General features: G+C 41.5%; 19 protein-coding genes and 1 pseudogene. 8 read left to right on the forward strand and 12 right to left on the reverse strand.

What is annotated here, in order from left to right:
* Positions 1-14: 14 nt before the first annotated feature.
* Positions 15-533: a hypothetical protein gene (locus HYI04_RS11090; protein WP_004980918.1), complete on the reverse strand. Its 519-nt coding sequence runs from the start codon at positions 531-533 to the stop codon at positions 15-17.
* Positions 534-774: 241 nt separating this feature from the next.
* Between HYI04_RS11090 and mrdA the strand changes: the two genes are divergently transcribed.
* From mrdA to HYI04_RS11110, 4 genes are all read left to right on the forward strand, one after another.
* Positions 775-2,820 (forward strand): penicillin-binding protein 2, encoded by a 2,046-nt coding sequence (gene mrdA, locus HYI04_RS11095; protein WP_010326295.1) that lies wholly within the window; start codon positions 775-777, stop codon positions 2,818-2,820.
* 2 nt (positions 2,821-2,822) lie between these two features.
* Positions 2,823-3,389 carry a 16S rRNA (guanine(966)-N(2))-methyltransferase RsmD gene (gene rsmD, locus HYI04_RS11100; protein WP_010326294.1) on the forward strand — a complete coding sequence of 189 codons (567 nt, stop codon included), beginning with the start codon at positions 2,823-2,825 and terminating at the stop codon, positions 3,387-3,389.
* Positions 3,390-3,595: 206 nt separating this feature from the next.
* Positions 3,596-4,330, forward strand: a complete 735-nt coding sequence (locus HYI04_RS11105) for a sulfite exporter TauE/SafE family protein (protein WP_010326293.1) — start codon at positions 3,596-3,598, stop codon at positions 4,328-4,330.
* Between the two features lie 165 nt (positions 4,331-4,495).
* Entirely contained in the window at positions 4,496-4,831 is a 336-nt protein-coding gene (locus HYI04_RS11110; protein WP_010326292.1) for a hypothetical protein, read from the forward strand.
* A 63-nt stretch (positions 4,832-4,894) separates the two neighbouring features.
* On the opposite strand, the gene HYI04_RS11115 is transcribed toward HYI04_RS11110, so the two are convergent.
* Complete coding sequence (locus HYI04_RS11115) at positions 4,895-5,491, reverse strand: 1-acyl-sn-glycerol-3-phosphate acyltransferase (RefSeq protein ID WP_010326291.1); 597 nt, start codon at positions 5,489-5,491, stop codon at positions 4,895-4,897.
* 277 nt (positions 5,492-5,768) lie between these two features.
* On the opposite strand from HYI04_RS11115, the gene HYI04_RS11120 reads away from it, so the two are divergent.
* On the forward strand, positions 5,769-6,245 hold the full coding sequence (locus HYI04_RS11120) for a copper resistance protein NlpE (RefSeq protein WP_010326290.1): 477 nt from the start codon (positions 5,769-5,771) through the stop codon (positions 6,243-6,245).
* A 110-nt stretch (positions 6,246-6,355) separates the two neighbouring features.
* On the opposite strand, the gene HYI04_RS11125 is transcribed toward HYI04_RS11120, so the two are convergent.
* The 7 genes and pseudogenes from HYI04_RS11125 to HYI04_RS11155 all read right to left on the reverse strand — a co-directional run bounded on the left by HYI04_RS11125 (position 6,356) and on the right by HYI04_RS11155 (position 14,936).
* Complete coding sequence (locus HYI04_RS11125) at positions 6,356-7,906, reverse strand: arylsulfatase (protein ID WP_171253706.1); 1,551 nt, start codon at positions 7,904-7,906, stop codon at positions 6,356-6,358.
* A gap of 121 nt (positions 7,907-8,027) precedes the next feature.
* Positions 8,028-9,293, reverse strand: coding sequence for an anaerobic sulfatase maturase (locus HYI04_RS11130; RefSeq protein ID WP_010326288.1), 1,266 nt, complete (start codon positions 9,291-9,293; stop codon positions 8,028-8,030).
* 698 nt (positions 9,294-9,991) lie between these two features.
* Positions 9,992-10,841: pseudogene (locus tag HYI04_RS11135) on the reverse strand (IS5 family transposase); the annotation flags it as partial.
* A gap of 211 nt (positions 10,842-11,052) precedes the next feature.
* Complete coding sequence (groL, locus tag HYI04_RS11140; protein WP_004694331.1) at positions 11,053-12,687, reverse strand: chaperonin GroEL; 1,635 nt, start codon at positions 12,685-12,687, stop codon at positions 11,053-11,055.
* 67 nt (positions 12,688-12,754) lie between these two features.
* Positions 12,755-13,045, reverse strand: coding sequence for a co-chaperone GroES (gene groES, locus HYI04_RS11145; RefSeq protein WP_010326285.1), 291 nt, complete (start codon positions 13,043-13,045; stop codon positions 12,755-12,757).
* A 212-nt stretch (positions 13,046-13,257) separates the two neighbouring features.
* Positions 13,258-14,016, reverse strand: a complete 759-nt coding sequence (locus HYI04_RS11150) for a metallophosphoesterase (protein WP_010326284.1) — start codon at positions 14,014-14,016, stop codon at positions 13,258-13,260.
* Entirely contained in the window at positions 14,013-14,936 is a 924-nt protein-coding gene (locus HYI04_RS11155) for a diacylglycerol kinase family protein (protein ID WP_010326283.1), read from the reverse strand. The genes HYI04_RS11150 and HYI04_RS11155 overlap by 4 nt, the downstream gene beginning before the upstream one ends.
* 415 nt (positions 14,937-15,351) lie before the next feature.
* Between HYI04_RS11155 and HYI04_RS11160 the strand changes: the two genes are divergently transcribed.
* Positions 15,352-17,184 carry a phosphoenolpyruvate carboxykinase (GTP) gene (locus HYI04_RS11160; RefSeq protein ID WP_010326282.1) on the forward strand — a complete coding sequence of 611 codons (1,833 nt, stop codon included), beginning with the start codon at positions 15,352-15,354 and terminating at the stop codon, positions 17,182-17,184.
* A 468-nt stretch (positions 17,185-17,652) separates the two neighbouring features.
* Here HYI04_RS11160 and glpD read toward each other — a convergent pair whose 3' ends face one another.
* The gene (gene glpD, locus HYI04_RS11165; RefSeq protein WP_010326281.1) at positions 17,653-19,170 is read right to left on the reverse strand and encodes a glycerol-3-phosphate dehydrogenase; all 1,518 of its coding nucleotides are present in this window, start codon (positions 19,168-19,170) and stop codon (positions 17,653-17,655) included.
* A 537-nt stretch (positions 19,171-19,707) separates the two neighbouring features.
* Here glpD and HYI04_RS11170 point away from each other — a divergent pair.
* Positions 19,708-21,027 (forward strand): MFS transporter, encoded by a 1,320-nt coding sequence (locus HYI04_RS11170; protein WP_058952087.1) that lies wholly within the window; start codon positions 19,708-19,710, stop codon positions 21,025-21,027.
* Positions 21,028-21,199: 172 nt separating this feature from the next.
* The gene (locus tag HYI04_RS11175) at positions 21,200-21,628 is read left to right on the forward strand and encodes a hypothetical protein (protein ID WP_058869220.1); all 429 of its coding nucleotides are present in this window, start codon (positions 21,200-21,202) and stop codon (positions 21,626-21,628) included.
* A gap of 25 nt (positions 21,629-21,653) precedes the next feature.
* On the opposite strand, the gene HYI04_RS11180 is transcribed toward HYI04_RS11175, so the two are convergent.
* Positions 21,654-22,340 carry a methyltransferase gene (locus tag HYI04_RS11180; protein WP_058952088.1) on the reverse strand — a complete coding sequence of 229 codons (687 nt, stop codon included), beginning with the start codon at positions 22,338-22,340 and terminating at the stop codon, positions 21,654-21,656.
* Between the two features lie 272 nt (positions 22,341-22,612).
* On the reverse strand, positions 22,613-23,461 hold the full coding sequence (folD, locus tag HYI04_RS11185; RefSeq protein ID WP_058952089.1) for a bifunctional methylenetetrahydrofolate dehydrogenase/methenyltetrahydrofolate cyclohydrolase FolD: 849 nt from the start codon (positions 23,459-23,461) through the stop codon (positions 22,613-22,615).
* Positions 23,462-23,489: the final 28 nt, after the last annotated feature.

The following is a 23,489-nucleotide window of genomic DNA, read 5'->3' on the forward strand; positions in this document are numbered from 1 at the left end:
AAAAGATATTGTGTCTACAAACCGAAACTTAGAGTATAGGAAAATTGTAGTCTCGGTTCAGTTTCTGCAACCACATAGCCCGATTTGGCTTCGAGTTTTTCCCCTGCACCAATCCCTACACTGAAAGTGCTGATTCGTTCAGGACTCAGTAACACATAAGCAAGATCTACACCACCACCAAGGCGAGATTCGTACTCGCCATCCACTTTCTTACTGTCAATATGCCCCGCATAAACACCGAGATAATAGCCATTTTTATCTTTACCAGTAAAATGAACTGGAAATCTAAAACCCAACTGACCACCTACAGGGTAATCATCATTGATAAATACCCCAGCTTTTGCGTATGCAATGCCATAAGGATTCACCCATTCCAGATTGGTGTGCAGTAATTTCTGCGTTACACCAGCCCCTACATTCCACGTTTGAGCACTGCCAGCAGGAATTTTTGCATCTGGCAAAAAGGAATTATCTTGAGCGTAGGCTACGTTTGCACAGGCAACAAGTGCCAACACTGGATAAATTCTTGTCATTATTGTCACCATTATCCGTAATGTTATTTTAGTAATTGGTCCCTTTTTACAGGATTTTGACTGTAGCAGAATTTATAAAACACTTATATACAGCAATTTATATTTTTGATGTCTATAAAGTCAAAATTTAGGCAAAAATGAAAAGCAGAAGCCGCGATTACAAATATCAAAACAGTGTGACATGCGTTAGAATAGCGCGCAGGTATTTTCCTCTTTATCCATGTGTTTAAGTCGATTTGGTATGAAACAGCACTTTCCTTTAAAAAATGTCCAACAAGAAAAGCGCATTTTTCGCAATCGTACCTTTATCTCCATGGGTATTGTGGTTTTCTTCTTGCTGATTTTAGTCACTCGCTATGCCTATTTGCAGCTGGTTCAATTTGACGAGTTTTCAACTGCATCCGATCAAAACCGCATTCGCCTACAACCTTTAGCCCCTGCCCGTGGTTATATTTATGACCGCAATGGTGTGCTGTTGGCGGACAACTATCCAGTCTTTACCGCGACGATGAGTCGAGCGGATGTGACGGATATTGATGCCACGATTGAACGTTTAACGCCAATCTTAGAACTCACCCCTGATGATATTGAGCGCTTTAACAGTCGTATTAAAGCCTCACGTAAAACTGAACGCGTTTCCATTAAACTTAATCTCAATGAAAACGATATTGCTCGCTTTAGCGAAGTTAAATATCAATTCCCTGGGGTTAATATCGAAACCCAGATGACGCGCTACTATCCACATGGTGAGCTATTTGCCCATGTGATTGGTTATGTCGGTCGAATTAACGATAAAGAATTAAAAAGCATCAATAAAGATTTGTATGCGGGCACTAACCTGATTGGTAAAATTGGGGTAGAAAACTCTTATGAAGATTTGCTGCATGGTGTACCAGGAAATGAGTCGGTCGAAGCCGATGCGCATGGTAACGTGCTACGTCATTTAGGTCGCAAAGAACCCGTTCGTGGTAATGACTTATATCTTTCACTCGATTATGGCTTGCAGACGGTTGCCTCAGAGCAGCTTGCAGGTCGTCGTGGTGCAATTGTGGCGATGGATCCACGTACAGGTGAAATTCTTGCCTTGGTCTCAAGTCCAAGTTTTAACCCTAACCTGTTTGTCACCGGCATTAGTCATACCGACTATAGTGGTTTACGCGATAACCTCGATCAACCCTTATATAACCGTGCTGTGCAAGGCGCTTACCCACCTGGCTCGACCATTAAACCGATGTTTGGTTTAGGTGGTATTCATTATGGCTTAATTGATTGGGGCACGGCCATTTCCGATCATGGCTATTTCACACTTCCGGGCGATTCGCATAAATTCCGCGACTGGAAAAAGTCAGGACACGGCGTAGTCAACTTGCATAAATCGCAAGTGGTCTCTTGCGATACCTTCTTCTACATTCTGTCGTTCCGTATGGGCATTGAAAAAATGAACACATGGATGCGCCAGTTTGGCTTTGGTGAAAAAACTGGTGTGGATTTACCAAGTGAAAGTACAGGCCTTTACCCAAACCCCGAATGGAAAATGCGTACCCGAGATGCCAAGTGGCTCAAAGGGGAAACCATTTCAGTAAGTATTGGACAAGGTGCTTTTACAGCAACACCGCTGCAATTGGCCATGGCAACAGCCATTACCGCCAACCATGGTTCACATGTGATTCCGCATGTTTTACAAACCAGTAAAGGCGCAAAACCACATAAAGACTTAAATGCACCTGATGGCAGAATCCAGTTCAATGGCACCGATCAAGACTGGATACAAATGCGTGATGCCATGGTCGATGTCATTGAAACAGGGACTGGACGTGGCATTCGCACGCCAATGTATAAAATTGCAGGTAAAACCGGTACTGCACAGGTCAAAAGTATTGCTCAAGGTAAACGCTATAATGAAGCCCTATTGACTGAACGTCAGTTAGATCACGGTTTATTCGTAGGCTTTGCACCTGCGGAAAACCCTGAAATTGCGATTGCAGTGGTTTGGGAAAATGGTCGTCATGGTGGTTCTGCGGCACAGCTGGCTCGTCCGATCTTAGACTACTGGCTGCTCACACGTCATAAAAATCCAATTCGTCCACAAAACCATCAAATTAGTGGCGGCTTGATGACAGCGGGGATTAAACCGGGTGAATTACCAAGTGGTAGCACTCCACCAGCGACCACAACTGGGACAAGTACAGCTACGCCAACCAGTACTTCCAATACAGCACCCGCTTCAACAACGGCAAATACAAGCCGTTCAGCTACACCACCTTCTGCACCTGTGGAGTCAGACTAATTATGAAAAACCAACTCCGCATCATTGGAGGGGACTGGAAACGTCGTCAACTGCCTTTTGCCAATATTGAAGGTTTACGCCCTACGCCTGATCGCGTACGTGAGACTTTGTTTAATTGGCTCATGTGGGATGTGCAAAACACCAATGTTTTGGATATTTGTGCAGGTTCGGGTGCGTTGGCATTTGAAGCCTTATCACGTGGTGCATCAAAGATAGTGATGATTGAACCTGACCGCAGTCAAGCACAGTTTTTAACGCAAAACTTGGAACTCCTTAAAGTCCCTAAGTCTCGTGCCCAGTTAAAAGTAGCGACTGCACAGCAAACATTAGCCACCTTAAAAGAGCAATTTGACTTGGTCTTTTTAGACCCACCGTATAGCCTAGAGCTATGGGAAGAACTGGCCCTCTTGGCGGATCCGATAATTCAAAATAATGGCTATATTTATGTAGAAGCCGATCGGGATTTGAATCTATTAAAACTTCCAGCATCGTGGGTGCAAGTGAAGAGCACCAAAGCTGGGACTGTACGTGCAGGTTTATATCAAAAGAAAGTGGTGGTTTCCCCATAATCTAGACACTTTTACGCCCTTTTGATTTAGGCCATCACGAAAGAAATTGCTCTTAGTGCATATTAGTGTGGTTCTGAGCTACGCTATGTATAAAGATCAATATACATATTCAAAATCAAGCTAAGGTTTCAATCATTTTTCATGTCTAAAACTATGTAGACAGATCGAAAAACCATACACTCGCTAAAATTTTAAATATATCGCATATGACTTGGTTGATCTTTATCTTAGGTGCAATGGTGGCGGGTTTTGTACAGGGACTCACGGGCTTTGCATTTGCCTTAATTGCCATGTCATTTTGGGTCTGGATCTTGGCACCTCAGCTCGCAGCGCCCTTGGTGGTGTTCGCCTCAGTCTGGAGTCACCTAATTTCCTTAAAGTCGGAATCTGCCTTTCAACTTGATAAAAGCCTTGTTACGCCTTATATCCTTGCAGGTCTGATTGGCGTTCCATTGGGTACCTATCTGTTAGACATCATTCAAGCACATACCTTTAAACTGGTTCTAGGAATTTTTTTGATTCTTTGGTGTCCATTGATGTTAATTAATCCCCAGATTCGCTTCATTCAAAACTCTGGAAAATACGCCGATAGCAGTATTGGTTTTCTTGGAGGTGTATTGGGTGGGTTAGGAGGCTTTTGTGGCTCACTGCCTTCAGCTTGGGTCATGTTAAAAAACCTTCCTAAAGAGCAACAGCGCTCAATTTTAAGGCATTTTAATTTCGCCATTCAGCTATTCACCTTACTCACCTATCTGCTCCGCGGAAATTTAAACTTGCAACATTTACCCTATATGGGCATCTTACTTTTGAGTGTGAGTCTACCTGCCATGCTCGGCGCGCAATTGTTTTATAAAATTTCTGAGCGGCAGTTCAAACATACGGTACTGGGTTTATTGTTTAGTTCAGGCTGTTTTCTATGTATCAGCTATCGCTTTCTGTAGTGCTATAAAAACCTGACTCTGCACTTTGGCATTGGCTTGGGTCAGCAATTGTGTGTTTTGTGTCAAAATAGGCTCATCTTTAAACAACTTAGCTCTACTGGGCTTTCTCCAACTCCAAAAATCTTTATACAATTGGCACACCTTCAAACCCACCGCTCACCATATATGAAACTGCCTCTTGCACTACTGAGTATTTGCTTTATCAGTGCTTGCTCCATAAGCTCATCCAAAGAAATAAAACAAGCCGAAAAACTTCTCCAATCTTTTGACTGTCAAAATATAGAGCGCGATCAGGCAGACCACAGCAGTATGACCAGTTATCATGAACAAGTGCTTGCCAGCAGCAAACAAAAAGCCCAATCCTATGTAGAAAGCTATCAACATGGCGATCAAATTTTTGACCTGCCCCTGCCCGAAGTGATTGAAACACAGCTACAAAGTTATACGGCCGCATGCCAATCACTAGGTGGGGTTTTACCCAATCCCCAGCAAAGTCCTTAAAATACGATTAGCAATAAAAAAGACAGCTCGAAAGCTGTCTTTTTTATTTCATATGATTCGAATTTAAGACACAGTTGAGTCGTTGTGATAGCGAGTATCGACACTGAAATCTTGAGGAAATTTAGCAGAAATTTGCGCATAAAATGCCATAATTTCAGCCATATCTTTTTCATAATCACCAGTAGGATAAATAATTTTACCCACTCCAGTTTTTTTCTTCGCATAGTCCATATAGGCCAACGCAATTGGAACACCTGCACTAACTGCAACATGGTAAAAACCTGTTTTCCACTGTTCCTGCTTGGCACGTGTCCCTTCAGGGGTGACCAACATCACCAACTTAGGGTGTTCTTTAAAAAGATCACTCATGAGTTGCACCATACTTGGACGTGGTTCACCTTCATGCTTCGGACGACGGTCAATACCTATCCCGCCCATTGCACGAACAAATGGCCCAAATGGCAGTTTCATATAGCTGTCTTTAATAGTGATACGGACATGCACACCTAAGGCCTTTAATGCCAAACGAGCGTACAGCGCATCCCAATTGCTGGTATGTGGCGCTGCAATCATTACACATTGATCGATATTCAAATCCCAATGATTATCAATCTGCCACCCCATTAAGGCTAAACTTTGTTCTGCAAGCTTTTCGAACACAAAAAATACCACATTACTGAAAATCCGCGCCGATTCTAGCAATGCTGCTGATCAAATACACGGCGAGACGCTCAATAAAACAACAATTAATCTATAAACGTATATTTTATTTAATTCCAAATATTTCAAGAAAAAACAGGGTCTTTGAGATTAAAGGTAAAAATACGTGAATAGTATTCTTTATTGAAGATACAGAAGCACTCACAGATCTTCACAGATTCATTTCCTGCACTACTGTAGTGTAAAACTAAACATTGAATAATATCAGGTGCTGTATATGCAAAAGACTGTTTTAGCACTATGCCTATCTTTCACCATGTTAACTGCATGCTCAAAGCCAAATGAAAACAATCCTCCACCAGATCACAATGTCACGGCATCTCTGGACGACAGTGCTAGCACAACCGTGATGGATGCACCAGACACAGCAAATGCCTTAGATTGGGTAGGCACATATCAAGGGGTTCTACCCTGTCATGATTGTTCTGGGATCGACACTGAACTTGAACTGACCTTAGATCATCATTTTGTGCTGAAACAAAAATTTTTAGGCAAATCGAATAATAATTATGTCAATGAAGTGAAAGGTTCATTTCAATTTTTGAATGACTCTGATCAACTGATACAGCTCGACTCATCTGGTGATAGCCGTATTTATTATATTGGTGCGCAATTCATTGAAATGCGTGGCGATAAAGGCCAACTACTGGATCAACCTGAGTCCAACTTTAAACTCACCAAATCCTTAGAATAGACACTCGCAACATTCTGAATGATTTAAATTGCTTCTTTATATATCACAGCATAAATTTCACCAAAACATCAAAATGGTGGCTGAATTACTTCGGCCACCTTTATCAGAGTTTACTGCTTTTGGGTCTGCATATTCTTAATTAGCTCGCTAAAATCAAGTGTTGCAGCTTTTTGTACAGGTGGATAATCCATCAAAGATTTAATGTGTGAACCCAGTAATGCCTGTAAAGGTTCAGAAATCCATTGCTTGGTTTGAATAATCTCCGAACGGTCTCTAATACTATCAAAAGTCTCAAATGGGTCTTGACGAAGGTTGTACATCACTGGAAATTTTTGCTTTTGATATTGGTCGTAATAATTTTCACTGGTTTCAAAATGAACTTTCCATTGATTAATACGAACTGCACGTAAAATCGATTCATGATAGTACAGAAAATTATCTCGCATACTCTCTTTTGATTTGCCCGTCCAATAGTCGATATTGTTTACACCATCAATAATTTGCTTACGATTGGTTTTCATCACCTCGACCACATTTTTATTCCCTGCGACATTCGCCAAAGTTGTAAACAAATCCATATGCGACTGAATGCCGTGTTTCACTTGTCCCGCAGGAATATGTCCCGGCCATCGCACCATCATTGGAACACGGACTCCCCCTTCATAGGTCGTCATTTTTTCACCACGGAATGGTGTGGTTCCACCATGATTTTTTGCACTGTGCTCAGGGCCATTATCAGTGGTATAAACAATGATGGTGTTATCCAACACCCCCATCTTCTTCATATCATCCAAGAGTTGACCGACTTGCATATCGTGTTCAACCATACCGCTGCCGTATAGATCATCTTCTGAGGTGGCTTTAGCAGCTAAGTAACGATGCTCAGGACGTAAATGGGTAAACATGTGCATACGACTTGGGTTTAACCATACAAAAAACGGCTTGTCTGCTTTTTTACTGCGCTTCATAAAGTCTAAGCTGGCTGCAATGAATTCATCATCCACCGTTTCCATGCGTTTACGCGAAAGTTCACCCGTATCTTTACATTTTTGCTTACCCATTTTACCAAAACGCGGATCATTCGTTTCATCATCTGTAGTGTTTGCATAACAGTGTAGAACGCCACGAGTACCAAATTTTTGACGGAATTCTGGATCTTTTGGATAATCAAATTGCTCAAAAGTCTCCTCAGTATTGAGGTGATACAAATTACCGAAGAACTCATCAAAACCATGTACCGTTGGTAAATGTTCGTTACGGTCACCCAAGTGGTTTTTACCAAACTGACCACTCATATAACCCAAAGGTTTTAGTACTTCTGCCAGCGTTGGTGTTTCTGGTTTAATCCCTAAAGGCGAATCTGGTCGCCCTACCGTGGTCAAACCTGAACGAATTGGATACTGACCCGTAATAAACGATGCACGACCTGCGGCAGAACTTGGCTGTGCATAATGATCAGTGAACATAATGCCTTCTTTGGCAATACGGTCAATATTCGGCGTGTTATACCCCATAACCCCATGGCTATACGCGCTGACGTTTGTCATGCCCACATCATCCGACATAATCACCAAGATATTCGGTGCTTTTGCCATCAGGGCGGTTGAAAGCAAAGCCCCTCCTGCCAGAGCGATGGAACGTGCAATAATTTTTTTACGCATATGTTTTCCTTAACAGTTTTTGGAACAGATAAAAACTCACTTTCAAACAATTGTATCCACACAATCATTTGATACTTCATCATTTATGGGCGACGTCCTGCCCTACGTTATTACGGTTCTTTTAATGTGGTTGTAAGCGTTTCGCAATCTCACTTTTGGAAGTGGTTGCGGTATGAAAAAATTTCTTTAAGCCTGAGCACAGGTAATGTAAGCCAACTTCTCCTTCAGGGGTTTTCAAGAAACGGTCTTTCGGACAATCGCCCCAGCACAGTTGTAAATATGGACATTTGCGGCAGTATTCTGGGAGTGAGTTTGACTTGGCATAGGCAAATTTCTTTTGTCGCTCTGCAAAAACCAAATCCCCCTGATGGGTCTCTTGAATATTGCCGAGCTTATATTCTGGATAGACAAAGTGATCACAGGAAAATAAATCACCATTGTGCTCCACTGCGAGTGACTTCCCGCAAATCTGTCCAGATACACATTTTTGTGCGCCATATCCAAACATCATCGAAATCACATTCTTAAATTGATCGATAAACACTTGTCCAAAGTCTTGAGCAAACCACTCCTTCCATACAGTAGATAAGAAGCTCCCCCAATCATCCGCAGCAATCGACCAGTCGGTTACTACGGAATCAATAGTTCCGGGTTGTGCTGCGGTACTGCCTAGTTTCGGTAAATCGGCTGGATTCCAGTGTCCTGGCGCTGTTTGTTGGAACTGCGCACTTTCCATGCCTGGAATAAACTGAATCATGTAAGGTTTAACCTGATCACGCAGGAAGCGGTACACATCGAGCGGTCGTTTGCTGTTATCGCGATTGACCACACATAATGCGTTAAAGCGTATTTGGTATTGATGCAGTAGTTGCGCAGCATGCATCACTTTGGCATGGGTAGGTTTACCACCTTTGTTATAACGGTGGATGTCGTGCAAATCGGCTGGACCATCAATGGATAAGCCAACAAGATAATCATGTTTTTTTAGAAAGGCACACCAGTGTTCATCGAGTAAAATACCGTTGGTTTGTAAGTCATTTTCAATGCGTTGATTGGGTTTCTTATATTTATGTTGTAGTGCAGTCACGCGTTTAAAGAAATCCACCCTCATTAAGGTCGGCTCACCGCCCTGCCAACTAAATACAATTTCATCCCCAGTTTGTGCTTCAATATATTGCTTAATATGAAGCTCTAGCATTGACTCCGTCATGCGCGGAGTTTTCGGTTGATGCAACATATCTTGCTTATGCAAATAGAAGCAATAACTACAGTCCAAGTTACACTGTGCGCCAGAGGGCTTGACCATCACGTGATAGCGATATGTTTGTCCCTGCACTTGCAGGCTTTTTAAAGGCGGCGATTCAGCTTGTATAGGTATCATTCGCATTTTTTAGAGTCCTCATTTTTTCAGCGTTCAGGCACTAATTCGCAACTGTACATAACCATGTGCACAAGTCATTTTGCGAAAAGAGATTAGCGAGTTTCATTCCATTCACTACATGAAGTCTGCTAAAGAGCAGAGCCGTTTTGTATTTTGAATGGATTAACCCGAGTGACTGTTGCCGCTAAACACGCAACAGGAAGGCTGCTATAAGATAACCTTTCAGATATTTTGATAATTTCAATGTTTTATAATTCATTCTCTTCTTATCCCTAAGCTTAATTGTCATCAGCAAAGCTACCGTGTAAGAGTAAAAATCAACAGCCAATTCCAATTTAGGCATGCTGAAAAATACTGACCCATCTCACACAGTTGCATTGCTTGGTAGAGCACGTTATCAAACTTTGAAAATAGAAAAACCACTCAAAAGAATGGTAATTGTATTTTTTATGGTCTCTACTTATTAAAGCTTTCTTCGGATTCAGATCATGTTCTAAAACTTATTATTCTTTAGCGTGTATTTGAAAAAATGCCTTTTCCTATACAGCGAATACAGACCTATCGTCGTCTGGAATTTTTGCTGAAAAAGGATTTTGTTGCACAAATATTTAAAAAAATACCCCTAAGCGACTCAAATTTAAGTGACAACTTGGATATGAATTCGGTCTTAAAATGGCTATACGGGCATGTACCTCGTTGACCTAGCTTTGAAAGTTCCTAGCACTGAGTTTATCGCCTAGTAATTTGATGCAATGCATCTTGGTTTCTACCAAACTACGACGATGATAGCCTGACCATTTTTTCCAAATCATTTTTCCTAGGCGTTTAACTATTTTCAATAATTCATTTCTTTCTAAAGATTCTACTTTTTTGTCTTTCCAAGGCTTTGCATTTTTTCTAGGTGGAATCACTGCATACGCTTGCCGATCTGCAATGACCTGACGGCATTGTTTTTGTGTCATAAGCCCCGTCTGTATAGACTGAATCAATCTGCTCATCCAATGGGATTTGATCAAGTAAATCACCGAGTACCTGTGAATCACTGATATTGTTCGTTGTGAGCTGAACTGCACGTATTTGCAGCGTTTCAGCATCTATACCAATGTGAAGCTTACGCCATTGGCGATGATATTCGGGCTGATGTTTCTTCCTTTTCCATTCACCTTCACCTAAAAACTTTAAGCCAGTAGAGTCCACGGGCAAGTGAAGTCCATTACTACTTTTTTGATAGCGAATTGCAATATCAATATGCTTCTGTCTTCTACACAGCGTGGAATAATCTGGTGCTGTCCAATCTAATCCACTAAGTTTAATGAGGCTCTGAACAAATTCTGTGGCTAGGCGTAAAGAGAGTAGAAATAGCGATTTGATTATTAAACAACACTGAATCGCGGCATCGGCATAAGTTTGATTTCGACCTTGCTTACCTTGTGGTTGAGCATACCATTGAGTCGTTGGGTCAAACCAAATGAAGATGTTTCCTCTATTTATTAGTGCTCAGTTATACAAAGGCCAATTAGTTGTGCGATAAATTTTAGGTGCAGGCTTCTTCATTTAGAAATTATATTGATGAAGAAGCCCTTAAGAGTAGGTTTGTGCAACAAAGTCTATTCAGATTAAAAATGGCTAAAAATATCAATTATTTTAATTTAACAGCCTAACTAAACCACTTTAAGCATTATGCACCAAACCAATCCAACATTTACAAATAATAAAAAGGCCGCATTTAAGCGGCCTTTTTACATCTAAAATAATATGGTGCAGCTTACATCATTCCGCCCATACCACCCATGCCGCCCATATCAGGCATTGCTGGCTTGTCTTCTGGAACGTCAGTAATCATACATTCAGTTGTCAACATTAAACCTGCTACAGATGCAGCATGCTCAAGTGCAGAACGCGTTACTTTCGCAGGGTCAAGAATACCCATTTCTAGCATATCGCCATACTCAGAAGTAGCAGCGTTATAACCGAAGTTACCTTCTCCATTTTTTACCGCGTTGATCACAACTGAAGGCTCATCACCCGCATTCGCAACGATTTGACGAAGTGGTGCTTCAATTGCACGACGTAAAATGTTGATACCTACGTTTTGATCGTCATTCGCACCGTTTACGCCGTCAAGTGCAGCTGCAGCACGTACCAGTGCAACACCACCACCAGCAACCACACCTTCTTCAACAGCAGCACGTGTTGCATGAAGCGCATCGTCCACGCGGTCTTTCTTCTCTTTCATTTCAACTTCTGTCGCTGCACCAATTTTGATCACAGCTACACCGCCTGCCAATTTAGCAACACGTTCTTGAAGTTTTTCTTTGTCGTATTCAGAAGACGATTCTTCAATTTGCGCACGAATTTGAGTGACACGTTCAGCAATTTGAGCTGCGTCACCAGCACCGTCAACAATCACAGTATTTTCTTTAGATACAGTGATTTTGTGCGCAGTACCTAAGTCTTGAAGAGAAGCTTGTTCTAAAGTCATGCCGACTTCTTCAGAAATCACAGTCGCGCCCGTCAAGATTGCGATATCTTGAAGCATTGCTTTACGACGGTCACCAAAACCTGGTGCTTTAACCGCACATACTTTGATAATTCCGCGCATGTTGTTCACAACAAGTGTCGCTAACGCTTCACCTTCAACATCTTCAGCGATGATTAAAAGTGGCTTGCCTGTTTTAGCAACAGCTTCAAGTACAGTAATCAATTCACGGATGTTGCTGATTTTTTTGTCAACAAGCAAAATGAATGGGTTTTCTAATTCAGCAGTTAACGTATCTTGTTTGTTTGCAAAGTATGGGCTGATATAACCACGGTCAAATTGCATACCTTCAACAACGTCCAAAGCATCTTCAAAGCCTGAACCTTCCTCAACGGTAATTACGCCTTCTTTACCCACGCGTTCCATTGCTTGTGCAATGAGTTTACCTACAGTTTCGTCAGAGTTTGCAGAGATTGAACCCACTTGTTCAATCGCTTTGGTATCAGACGCTGGTTTAGCCGTTGCTTTAATTTCAGCAACCAATGCTTTAACTGCAAGGTCAATACCACGTTTCAAGTCCATTGGGTTCATGCCCGCAGTTACAGACTTGATGCCTTCATTTAAAATTGCTTGAGCTAGTACAGTTGCTGTTGTTGTACCGTCACCAGCAATGTCATTGGTTTTAGAAGAAACTTCACGAACCAATTGAGCGCCCATGTTCTCAAATTTGTCTTTTAGAGAGATTTCTTTCGCAACCGTTACACCATCTTTAGTGATGTGCGGCGCACCGAAAGAACGGTCGATCACAACGTTACGGCCTTTAGGACCTAAAGTTACTTTTACAGCATCTGCAAGCACGTTTACGCCTGCAATCATTTTAGAACGAGCTGAATCACCAAATTTTACGTCTTTAGCTGACATACTAAACTCCAAATATTCTTAAATTTTAATCAATTGTATTGCTTAAACAGCAAATGAACGTTCTGAATTAACCTTCAAGAACCGCTAAAATATCAGACTCTTTCATCACAAGAAGTTCTTCGCCTTCAACTTTAACTTTAGTGCCTGCATATGCACCAAACAGTACATTGTCGCCCACTTTTACGTCTAAAGCACGAACGCCATTGTCTGTAATTTTGCCATTGCCTACTGCAATGATTTCACCTTGAGCTGGCTGTTCAGCAGCAGAAGTACTCAAAATTAAACCACCTGCAGTTTTAGTTTCCTTTTCTACGCGGCGAATCACAACGTTGTCATGTAAAGGACGAATTTTGCTCATTTCTTGCTCCATAGACATTTTTAAAATGCCGTTGTTTACGATGTGAAGATGACTTCTTATTCCTAGGTCATCAACAAAATTTTGATATGACACTTTTGTGGGGATGGAATAAAACGCTTCAAGGGCAAACACAAAATATTTTTATATTTTTGCGCTCTTTTTAAGCAAACCTCATCAAAGTTTAGACACTCAATTCAATCTGACGTATTTCGCTACATCAACTCGAAGCGATTGGTTGCAGCGTTAAAGCTCAAATGTTGTACATCAGCATTCGGCAAAATAATATTCAAGCTATTGGGCAAGCCCGCATGTAAACGATAAGACGTTGCCGTTCCCGCATGAATATCCAGCACAGGATGAGATACCCCAAGTTGATAAATCTGGTTCAAATCATAAACGGCAGCGTGGTGTAAATGCCCATGTAAGAGTCCATTTAAACCATGTTGGCTCCATTGCTCCAACGCAATACGACCAAGCATTGGACAGTCTTTCACACCATGACTATGGTCTGGCGGAGTATAAAAAGGCTGATGTGCGGCGATCAGTTTAATTTTGTGTGCAGGTGCTTGCTGCAACTTCAGGTCAATCTCTTGAATTTGGTTCAGTGAAATATGCCCTCGCGTGTGGTAACGCCGACGAATACTATTCACCCCAATGACATAAAAGTGTTCAGTTTCCAACGTGTTTTCCATCCCCCCAAAAAACAGTTGATAACGTGCAAAGGGGCTGAAAAAACGATTCCACACATGGTACAGCGGAATATCATGATTCCCTGGCACCACCAAATACGGCAGCTTTAAACTGTCTAAAAACTGCCGACAAGCATAAAACTGAATAAACCGTGCACGTTGGGTCAAGTCCCCACTGACCACCACTGCTTCAAAAGGGTGTTCCTCACATAACTGACGAATGGCCTGCAAACAGACTTCGCGTTCGGTCCCAAAATGTAAATCCGACAAATGTAAAATCATGCGGGAACCATGACATTCAGCGCATGCTTACGTACTGTAATTTTCAGCGGTGGTGTCATCGTGACAATTTCTCCATCTACCGCAACCGTGAGCTTATTGCGCTTTGAATGAACAATCACTTCATCTGCTGCAAAGCTATAGACATCGGAAGCCTGATCCAAATTGCCTTTAATCAGCTGCCATAAGGTCTTGAACAAAGTCCGCTTATCACTTTTTGCTACTACCACGCCCGCCACTTTGCCTGCTTCCGCCGCCTTGGCAATACGTAGTTTCATTTCAGCCAGTTGAAGTTGGTTATTGCCAAAGAAAATCAATGGCGTTTTCACTGGATAGCGCTGTCCATCAACTTCCACTTCAAGTTTTAACTCTTTTCGGTCGCGGATGAGAACATCCAATGCCGAAGTATACGCATGCAATGGAAAACGTCCAAAATGCTTATTAAACTGTTCTCTTTTTTGAATAAATAAAGGATAAAGCCCTAAACTGGCATTGTTCAGATATATATGTTGATTCAACTGTGCCACATGTACAGAACGTGGCTGCCCTTCACTAATGGCTTTGGCTGCATCTAATAAATCCAACGGAATATTCAGCACTCGCGCAACATAGTTAAAGGTACCTAGCGGCAAGATCCCCATGGGAATATCCGTTCCCATCAATTTAGATGCAACAGCATTTAAAGTGCCATCGCCACCTGCAGCAACCACGACCCCTACATTCTCCGCTTGACGATGACGTAGTAAAATATCTTGCATCATCTGATCAAAGTTGATGCACTCACTTAACTCAAATGACTGTATTTCAAAACCCGCAGTACTCAGATCTGCTACCAACTGTTCATACACTTCATCTTTATTTGCGGCATGAAAACCTGATTTTTTATTATAAATAAGTGATAAAGGTTTGAGTTGCTCTGACATTTTGCACCTAAACTTGAAGTAATTGCTCTATTTTTGTCCAAATATTCAACACTTAACAGTTTTGTTATGTAAAATTCAAATGACTACCATTTATTTAATCAATAATAAATCTCAATCACAAAATAAATGCAAGCATATGATTTTAATACTAATATCTTAAATGAATAATCCTCATAAATATAATAAATACACAAAATAAAAGCAAGAAATCTAACCAAACTATTGTTTTTTAATAATTAAAATGAAGCAACTCCATCGAGCTGTTCATAATTTAGATACGCCTTTGGTCTTATTTTTTTTATCAAATTATGCTTTAATACAGCCACTTTTTTTTCATCTTTTCATCTCTGCAGTAAATTTTATTGCTGAGATTGTACTTTGTACAAACGTGTACATATTTGAGATAGGCCTCACCATGACCCAAGTGAACGCACCAGAATTCGTTCGTCACCCTAAGCTTATTGCGTGGGTGGAAGAAATTGCAAAATTAACAAAACCAGCGAAAATTGAATGGTGTGACGGCAGCGAAGAAGAATATCAACGTTATATCAACTTGATGATCGCTAACGGCACAATGCAAGCGCTTAACCAAGAAACGCATCCTGGTTCTTATCTTGCTAATTCTGATCCTTCTGACGTTGCTCGTGTTGAAGGTCGTACTTACATCTGCTCTGAAAAACAAGAAGATGCTGGTGCAACAAACAACTGGGAAGAGCCTGCTGAAATGCGTGCCCGCCTAAATGGTTTGTTTGACGGTTCAATGGCAGGTCGTACTTTATATGTAGTACCGTTCTCTATGGGCCCATTGGGTTCTCATATTGCGCACATTGGTATCGAATTAACTGACTCTCCATATGTAGCAGTTAGCATGTCTAAAATGGCTCGCATGGGTAAAGCTGTTTATGACGTTCTTGGTACAGACGGTGAATTTATTCCTTGCGTACATACTGTTGGTGCGCCGCTTGCTAATGGCGAAAAAGATGTTGCATGGCCTTGCAACCCTGAAAAATACATCGTGCATTATCCAGAAACACGTGAAATCTGGTCTTACGGTTCTGGTTACGGCGGTAACGCATTACTAGGTAAAAAATGCTTAGCTTTACGTATTGCGTCTTCTATGGGTCGTCAACAAGGTTGGTTAGCAGAACACATGCTGATCCTTGGTGTGACTAATCCTCAAGGCGAAAAACACTACATCGCAGCGGCATTCCCTTCTGCTTGTGGTAAAACAAACTTCGCAATGTTGATTCCACCAGCAGGCTACGAAGGTTGGAAAATTGAAACTGTAGGTGACGATATTGCTTGGATCAAACCAGGTGAAGACGGTCGCTTATACGCAATCAACCCAGAAGCAGGTTTCTTCGGTGTAGCGCCTGGTACCAATACCAAGACCAACCCGAACTGTATGGCTACACTTCACAAAGACGTGATCTATACCAACGTTGCGGTAACTGACAATGGTGAAGTATGGTGGGAAGGTCTAACTAAAGAAGCACCTGCTAACCTGACCAACTGGAAAGGTCAACCTCACACTGGCGCAGAAAAAGCGGCTCATCCAAATGCGCGCTTCACTGTTTCAGCTGGTCAATGTCCTTCTATTGATGCTGACTGGGAAAATCCAGCCGGTGTTCCAATTTCAGCGTTCATCTTTGGTGGTCGCCGTGCGGACACAGTGCCTCTAATTTCAGAAGCATTTGACTGGGTAGATGGTGTTTACAAAGCTGCAACTATGGGCTCTGAAACAACTGCTGCGGCCGTAGGCCAACAAGGTATTGTTCGTCGTGACCCATTCGCAATGCTTCCATTTGCTGGTTACAACATGGCGGATTACTTCTCTCACTGGTTAGAGCTTGGTGAAGAAGTTGCAGCGAAAGCTAAAGCTGCGGGCAACAAACTTCCGGGCATCTACAATGTGAACTGGTTCCGTCGTGATGCTGAAGGCAACTTCGTATGGCCTGGTTTCGGTCAAAACATGCGTGTTCTTGAATGGATCATTGACCGTTGTGAAGGCCGTGCTGATGCAGTTGAAACACCAATTGGTTTAGTTCCAACGTATGAACAGTTGAACTGGACAGGTTCTGACTTCACTAAAGCCCAGTTTGACCTTGTGACTTCTCAAGACAAAGATCAATGGATCAAAGAGCTTGAAAGCCACACTGAACTATTCGACAAACTTGGTGAACGCCTACCAGCTGCACTTAAAGCTCGTCAAAACGAACTTTTAGATGCTGTTAAGCAATCTGCTTAATCTTTAAATTAAGCCAAAAAAAAGACCGCATAAGCGGTCTTTTTTTAATCTATTTATAATTTTAAAACTATATAAGTCAACAAAATTTATCCAGCCAATCGCGACTAAAATAAGTAGCAACAACTCAGCCAGCACTTCATGTTTACTCGATCAAAGCCCCCTCCGATTCAACTCAATTTTGAAATCAAAAGCTCAGCAAAGTCGCCAAGAGCACTTATGGCAGCGTAGTTGAACTCTATCCGCGTCTTGCTGAACGTGCACAATCAAGTCGGTGTTACGTCGTCATTGACTACAATGCCAGCCAACGCTTTGGCGTATTGTCCGTCCAGTCGTTTGGGGAACGGCTGTAAAATGGAAGACACCTGTAGACTGTAAACAGCTCGGCGGTATCAAAGTTTAAATCTAAAAAAGCCGCAATAGCGGCTTTTTTAATAGAACGGAATGAAATGTAACCTGACACAATCAATACTATGCAGCATCCTCTTGCAGACGACGCAGGTGTAAATCCTGCAAGTAGAGGTCTAAAGCTTGGGTTTCTAGTGCATCAAATTTTAAATACAGCTTAGTCCGGCGTTTTAAAATATCTTCACTGCTGATGGCCCACTCACGTTTCACCACATAATCCACTTCTTGCTGATACAAACCATGGCCAAAAGACTGCCCTAAAGTTTGTACATCTTTGTTCTCACTGAGCATATGCCACACTCGACTACCATAACTGTTTGCCCAACGATGCGCTGTTTGAAAATCCAGTCCTTTGATTTCATGCATCAACTCTGCACATAAAACCTCAACTGAACTAAAACCTTCCGCACCTGGGAGTTTTGCCTCAGCCGTCCATTCCGCCTTCATGTGTGGAAAATAACGTTTTAGCTGTAGCAAAGCCGCTTCCGCCAACTTTCGATAAGTCGTTAACTTTCCACCATAAACAGATAATAATGGTGCTTCATCCGCAACAGGTTTAGATATCGCCAGTACATAATCACGTGTCACTTTAGAGGCTTGTGTACTTGCATCATCATACAATGCCCTTACACCTGCAAAGCTTGAGATTACATCTTCTTGCTGTAATTGAAGCTTGAAATGGTCATTAATCACATCAATCAAATAAGCAGTTTCCTGCTCGGTGATATGGACATGATTTGCATCCCCCTCAAACTCTACGTCCGTGGTACCAATCAGGCTGTATTCATCTAAATAAGGAATTACAAACACAATGCGTTGATCATCATTTTGTAGAATAAACGCATGCGGTTCCGGGTATAAACGCTTCACAATAATATGACTGCCCTGAACCAATCGAATGCCTGCCTTTGGGGTTTTGGACAGTTGCTGTTGAATAAAATCCGTGACCCATGCACCCGTTGCATTAACCAAAGTTCGAGCTTTAATTTGGTAATGTTGTTTTTGATGCTCTAAGGTTAGACACCACACACCCTCCTGCTGAACCGCAGAAACACATCGTGTTTGTGTCCGAATTTGAGCTCCCAGCTCATGCGCTTGAATTGCATTAACTACCACCAAACGAGCATCATCCACAGTACAGTCCGAATATTCAAAACCACGCTTAATGGTGTCTTTTAACGGGCTATCGACATTAAAATGAACAAGCTCCGAGCCCTCTAATGTTTCTCGTTTTGCCAAATAGTCATAGATAAACAAGCCTGAACGAATCAACCACGCAGGACGCAAATAAGGTAAATGCGGCATAATAAAACGCATAGGATGGATCAAATGTGGGGCTTTTTTTAACAGTACTTCACGCTCTAATAGCGCTTCACGCACCAAACGAAATTCTTTTTGTTCGAGATAACGCAATCCACCATGAATGAGCTTGCTACTGGCTGAAGACGTATGACTAGCTAAGTCATCTTTTTCGCAGACGAAAACACTTAAACCGCGCCCTACAGCGTCATTTGCAATGCCCACCCCATTGATGCCCGCGCCCACAACGGCAATATCATAAATGGCATCTGTGTCTTGCATATTCACCTCTCTCATTGAGTTATTGTGTTATTTTTGTTCTTCACGCTAAACTTAACATCAAAATCCAACCTTGTCATACTCCAAAGCCATTCAGATCAGAGGAAATTCGTTATTCTAAATAAATTAATAACTGCATCTATTTTTACAATTTAATTTTTAATTTTGACTATTCAGTGAAAAATCGACTAATTTCCAAGCTAAAAAACACTTTCTTTTCTAAAAATCAACATTCACCATAAAATAAAAAAGCCCTATAACCCCTTGTATTTTAATTGACTATTCACACATTAAAAAATCACAAGAGTTTGTTTTGAATAAGTAAAATGATAATTTCCCATTAAAATAAAGATATTCATTAGAAAAACTTAACAGCATATAAATCATACCAACATTTAGACTAAAGTCGAATGAAGTCCAAGGATAAGGGGCGTATAACGAAACAGAATTTTTTGTTTAATCTTAAAATATATTGTTTTAACTTTTTCTACTTAAAAAGTTAAAAGATGTATTTTCCGAACTTCTCTTTGGGAAATTTTTGTGACTGATCTATCTCCCCAAACTGCTCCAGTAAGCATCGATAAAAAGACCCGCTTAAAATCGATTCTCGGTGGTTCAGCTGGCAACTTAGTTGAATGGTATGACTGGTATGTCTATGCCGCATTTACCTTATATTTCGCGCCACAGTTTTTCCCTGAAGGGGATGACACGGTAAAACTGTTACAAGCTGCTGCCGTCTTTGCACTGGGCTTCCTGATGCGTCCTATTGGCGCGTGGATCATGGGCATTTATGCAGATCGTAAAGGACGTAAATCAGGTCTTACCCTCTCTGTATCTTTAATGTGTGTAGGATCTTTGATTATTGCCTGTGCACCCACCTATGCCAGTGTGGGTATGCTCGCACCTGCCTTATTGCTCTTTGCCCGTTTATTGCAAGGTTTAAGTGTTGGTGGAGAGTACGGTTCAAGCGCAACCTATTTAACGGAAATGGCTGGGAAAAACCATCGTGGTTTCTTCTCTAGTTTTCAGTATGTGACTCTCATTTCAGGTCAGCTCTTGGCGCTGTGTGTGTTGATCATTTTACAACGCACCATGAGCGAAGCACAGTTATCTGAATGGGGATGGCGTATTCCCTTCTTCATTGGTGCTGTACTTGCCATTGTGGTGTTCTGGATTCGTCGTGGTTTGGTTGAAACCCAATCCTCAAAAGATGCACAGGAACAAGCTAAAAATGGTGGCCCAAAATCTAGCGCACTTGCTTTATTTACCAAATATCCAAAGCAAGCGTTCACCGTAATTATGCTGACTGCAGGTGGAACACTGGCATTCAATACCTTTACCACGTATTTACAAAAATACTTAGTCAACACCTCAGGTTTTGAGAAAACCACAGCAACAGAGATCACCACAGCTGCAATCTTTGTCTTCATGCTATTGCAACCTGTGGTGGGTGCACTGTCTGATAAAATTGGTCGTAAACCAATTATGATCACTTTTGGTGTATTGGGTGTACTGTTCACGATTCCAATTTTCAACGGTCTTGGTTCAACCAACAGTCCAACAACCGCATTCATGCTATGTATGAGCGGTATGGTAATTGTAACGGGTTATACCGCAATTAATGCCGTAGTCAAAGCAGAGCTCTTTCCAGCACATATTCGTGCACTAGGGGTTGCCCTGCCTTATGCGATTGCCAATACTATCTTTGGTGGTACAGCAGAACTTGTGGCGTTGAGCTTTAAAAATGCAGGACATGAAAACTACTTCTTTTACTACATCACCTTCATGATTGGCTTATCTCTACTGACTTACATCTTTATGAAAGACACCAAAAAGCACAGCATGATTACCGATCATTGATGCTTAAATTGACTGTGTAAGTTAATAAGCTAAACATAAAAAATGCCTTCTCGAATAAAGGCATTTTTTATGTTTGATCAATTTTTTTGCCGAAACTTGATCGATTGAAATATCGTGAATTACACCTGTGTATGGCATACTAAGAACAAGAATAATGTTAGGAACTTTTTATATGAAAAATACGTATAAACTTTTAGGCTTAAGCTGTATCGTTTTAGCAGTATCTGCATGTCAAAGCACACCTCGCCAGTACAATGGCAATGTTGGCTATCAAATTGAACATCAATCAGCGTCGAGTGCTACCCTTGCTTATACGCTTGCTGCTCGTAAAAATCAGCAACTCGATGAAAATAAATTACAACGTGCTTGCCAAAAAGTTTTAGGTTCACAAAAGAATTATAAATTGGCGATTTTAAGTATTAATGAAATTCCTAATACTGCAGCAGATGTTCCCGAATATGGACGCCAAATTGGTCAAACTCGTGCCACTTTTGGCTTAAGCAATACACCTGACTTACACCAAGGTGAAAACTTTGCAACACGCGAGTCACTTGAAGCACGACCAAGCACACTACATGTTGTACGCTATACGTGCTCTTAAGACCTTCTGATATATAAAAAAGGGCTTAGTGCCCTTTTTGAACATTCAACGTTCGATAAAAACTCACATTGCGAAACTCTAGTGACTCATCTAGATCTGGCCAAGTTGTGGCACTACGCTCATCAAGCTTTATGTATTGCGGATGACTAAAATTTTTAACACGACTATCTGCCACCCAAACCTCAGGTGCAAACTTTAAAAACTCATCTAAAAAGAAACGATTACATTGGTCATATAAAACATCGGCAGCCAATAGAATATCGACCTGTTCAGATTGATATAAGTCATCCAAATACTCTAGCTCTACGTTATTGAGTTCCGCATTGGCACGGCAAGCATCTAAACTAACTGCATCAATATCGCAACAAATCACACGTTTTGCGCCCGCCATTTTGGCTGCAATCGCCACCACACCTGAACCTGCACCAAAATCCAACACCACCTTATCTTTGACATGATGAGGCTCTGCCAGTAACCACTGCGCCATGGCTAGACCTGAAGCCCAACAAAAGATCCAATATGGCGTTTCATTCCAAATACGACGAATGATTTCATCATCCAGTTTATCGGTTGGAAATACTGGAGGAATGAGCCACAGTGAAATGGATGTCTCAGGAAGTTGCTGAGCTAAAAGCTCACAATTTGGAATCACCTCATGCAAGGCTTTTAGTAAATGTTTAGGTGCTTGAGGAAATTGGAAAGTACAGCTCATGGACATTTTATATTTGTAGAATTTTTTAATAAACGCACGACGGAGTCTTACACATTAAGACGCATGATATGCATAACCTTCGGTTCGACCTACTTTTGTTTCGACAAAAGTAGGCAAAACCATTGCCATTTGCTGAACTCGACTGAAATCATCATTTATTTAATGCTTCGCAGAAACATTTTTATCGAATTTGGTCCGGCCTCGAACAGCAGCAAATGACGATGTCACGACTCCAACACCAACATAAAACTGATTTTAGAGTCTTATAAAAATTAACCTAAAGCTTTTTCAGCAGCTTCAACTGTTTGACGAATTAGTGTCGTAATCGTCATTGGGCCAACACCACCTGGAACAGGTGTGTACGCAGAAGCCACTTCTTCAATACCGACCAATTGAATGTCGCCTACACCACCACCATCACGTGGATGGAAACCAGCATCAACAACCACTGCACCTTGTTTGATCCAATCTTTTTGAATCAATTCCGCCTTACCAACCGCGCCCACGATAATATCGGCTTGTTTCACAAAGTCAGCTAAGTTCTGAGTACGTGAGTGGCAGATCGTTACGGTCGCATTGGCTTGAAGTAACATCGCAGCCATTGGCTTACCCAAAATTGCAGAACGTCCTACAACAACAGCATGCTTTCCAGCAATTTCGATATTGTTTTCTTGCAAAATAGTCATAATACCTGCAGGTGTCGCAGAACCATATGCTGCTTCACCCATGGCCATACGACCAAAACCAAGACACGTTACGCCATCCACATCTTTTGCAAGAGAAATTGCATCAAAACATGCACGCTCATCAATTTGTTCAGGCACTGGATGTTGAAGCAAAATACCGTGAACATCAGGATTTGCATTCAGTTTTTCAATTTCTGCCAACAATTGTTCAGTGGTGGTCTCTTTTGGAAGTTCAACTTTAAGTGAGTCCATACCAACACGACGGCAGGCATTTCCTTTCATACGTACATAAGTTGCAGATGCACCATCGTCACCCACCAAAATAGTCGCAAGAATTGGGGTACGACCTGATTTTGCTTTGAGCGCTTCAACGCGAGTTAACAAGTCAGCTTCAATTTTTTTTGCCAATGCACGACCATCTAAAACTAATGCCACGGCACATCTCCAAGTGTTGATATGAATC

Source organism: Acinetobacter sp. SwsAc2 (genome assembly GCF_013391465.1).
Lineage (GTDB): Bacteria > Pseudomonadota > Gammaproteobacteria > Pseudomonadales > Moraxellaceae > Acinetobacter > Acinetobacter johnsonii.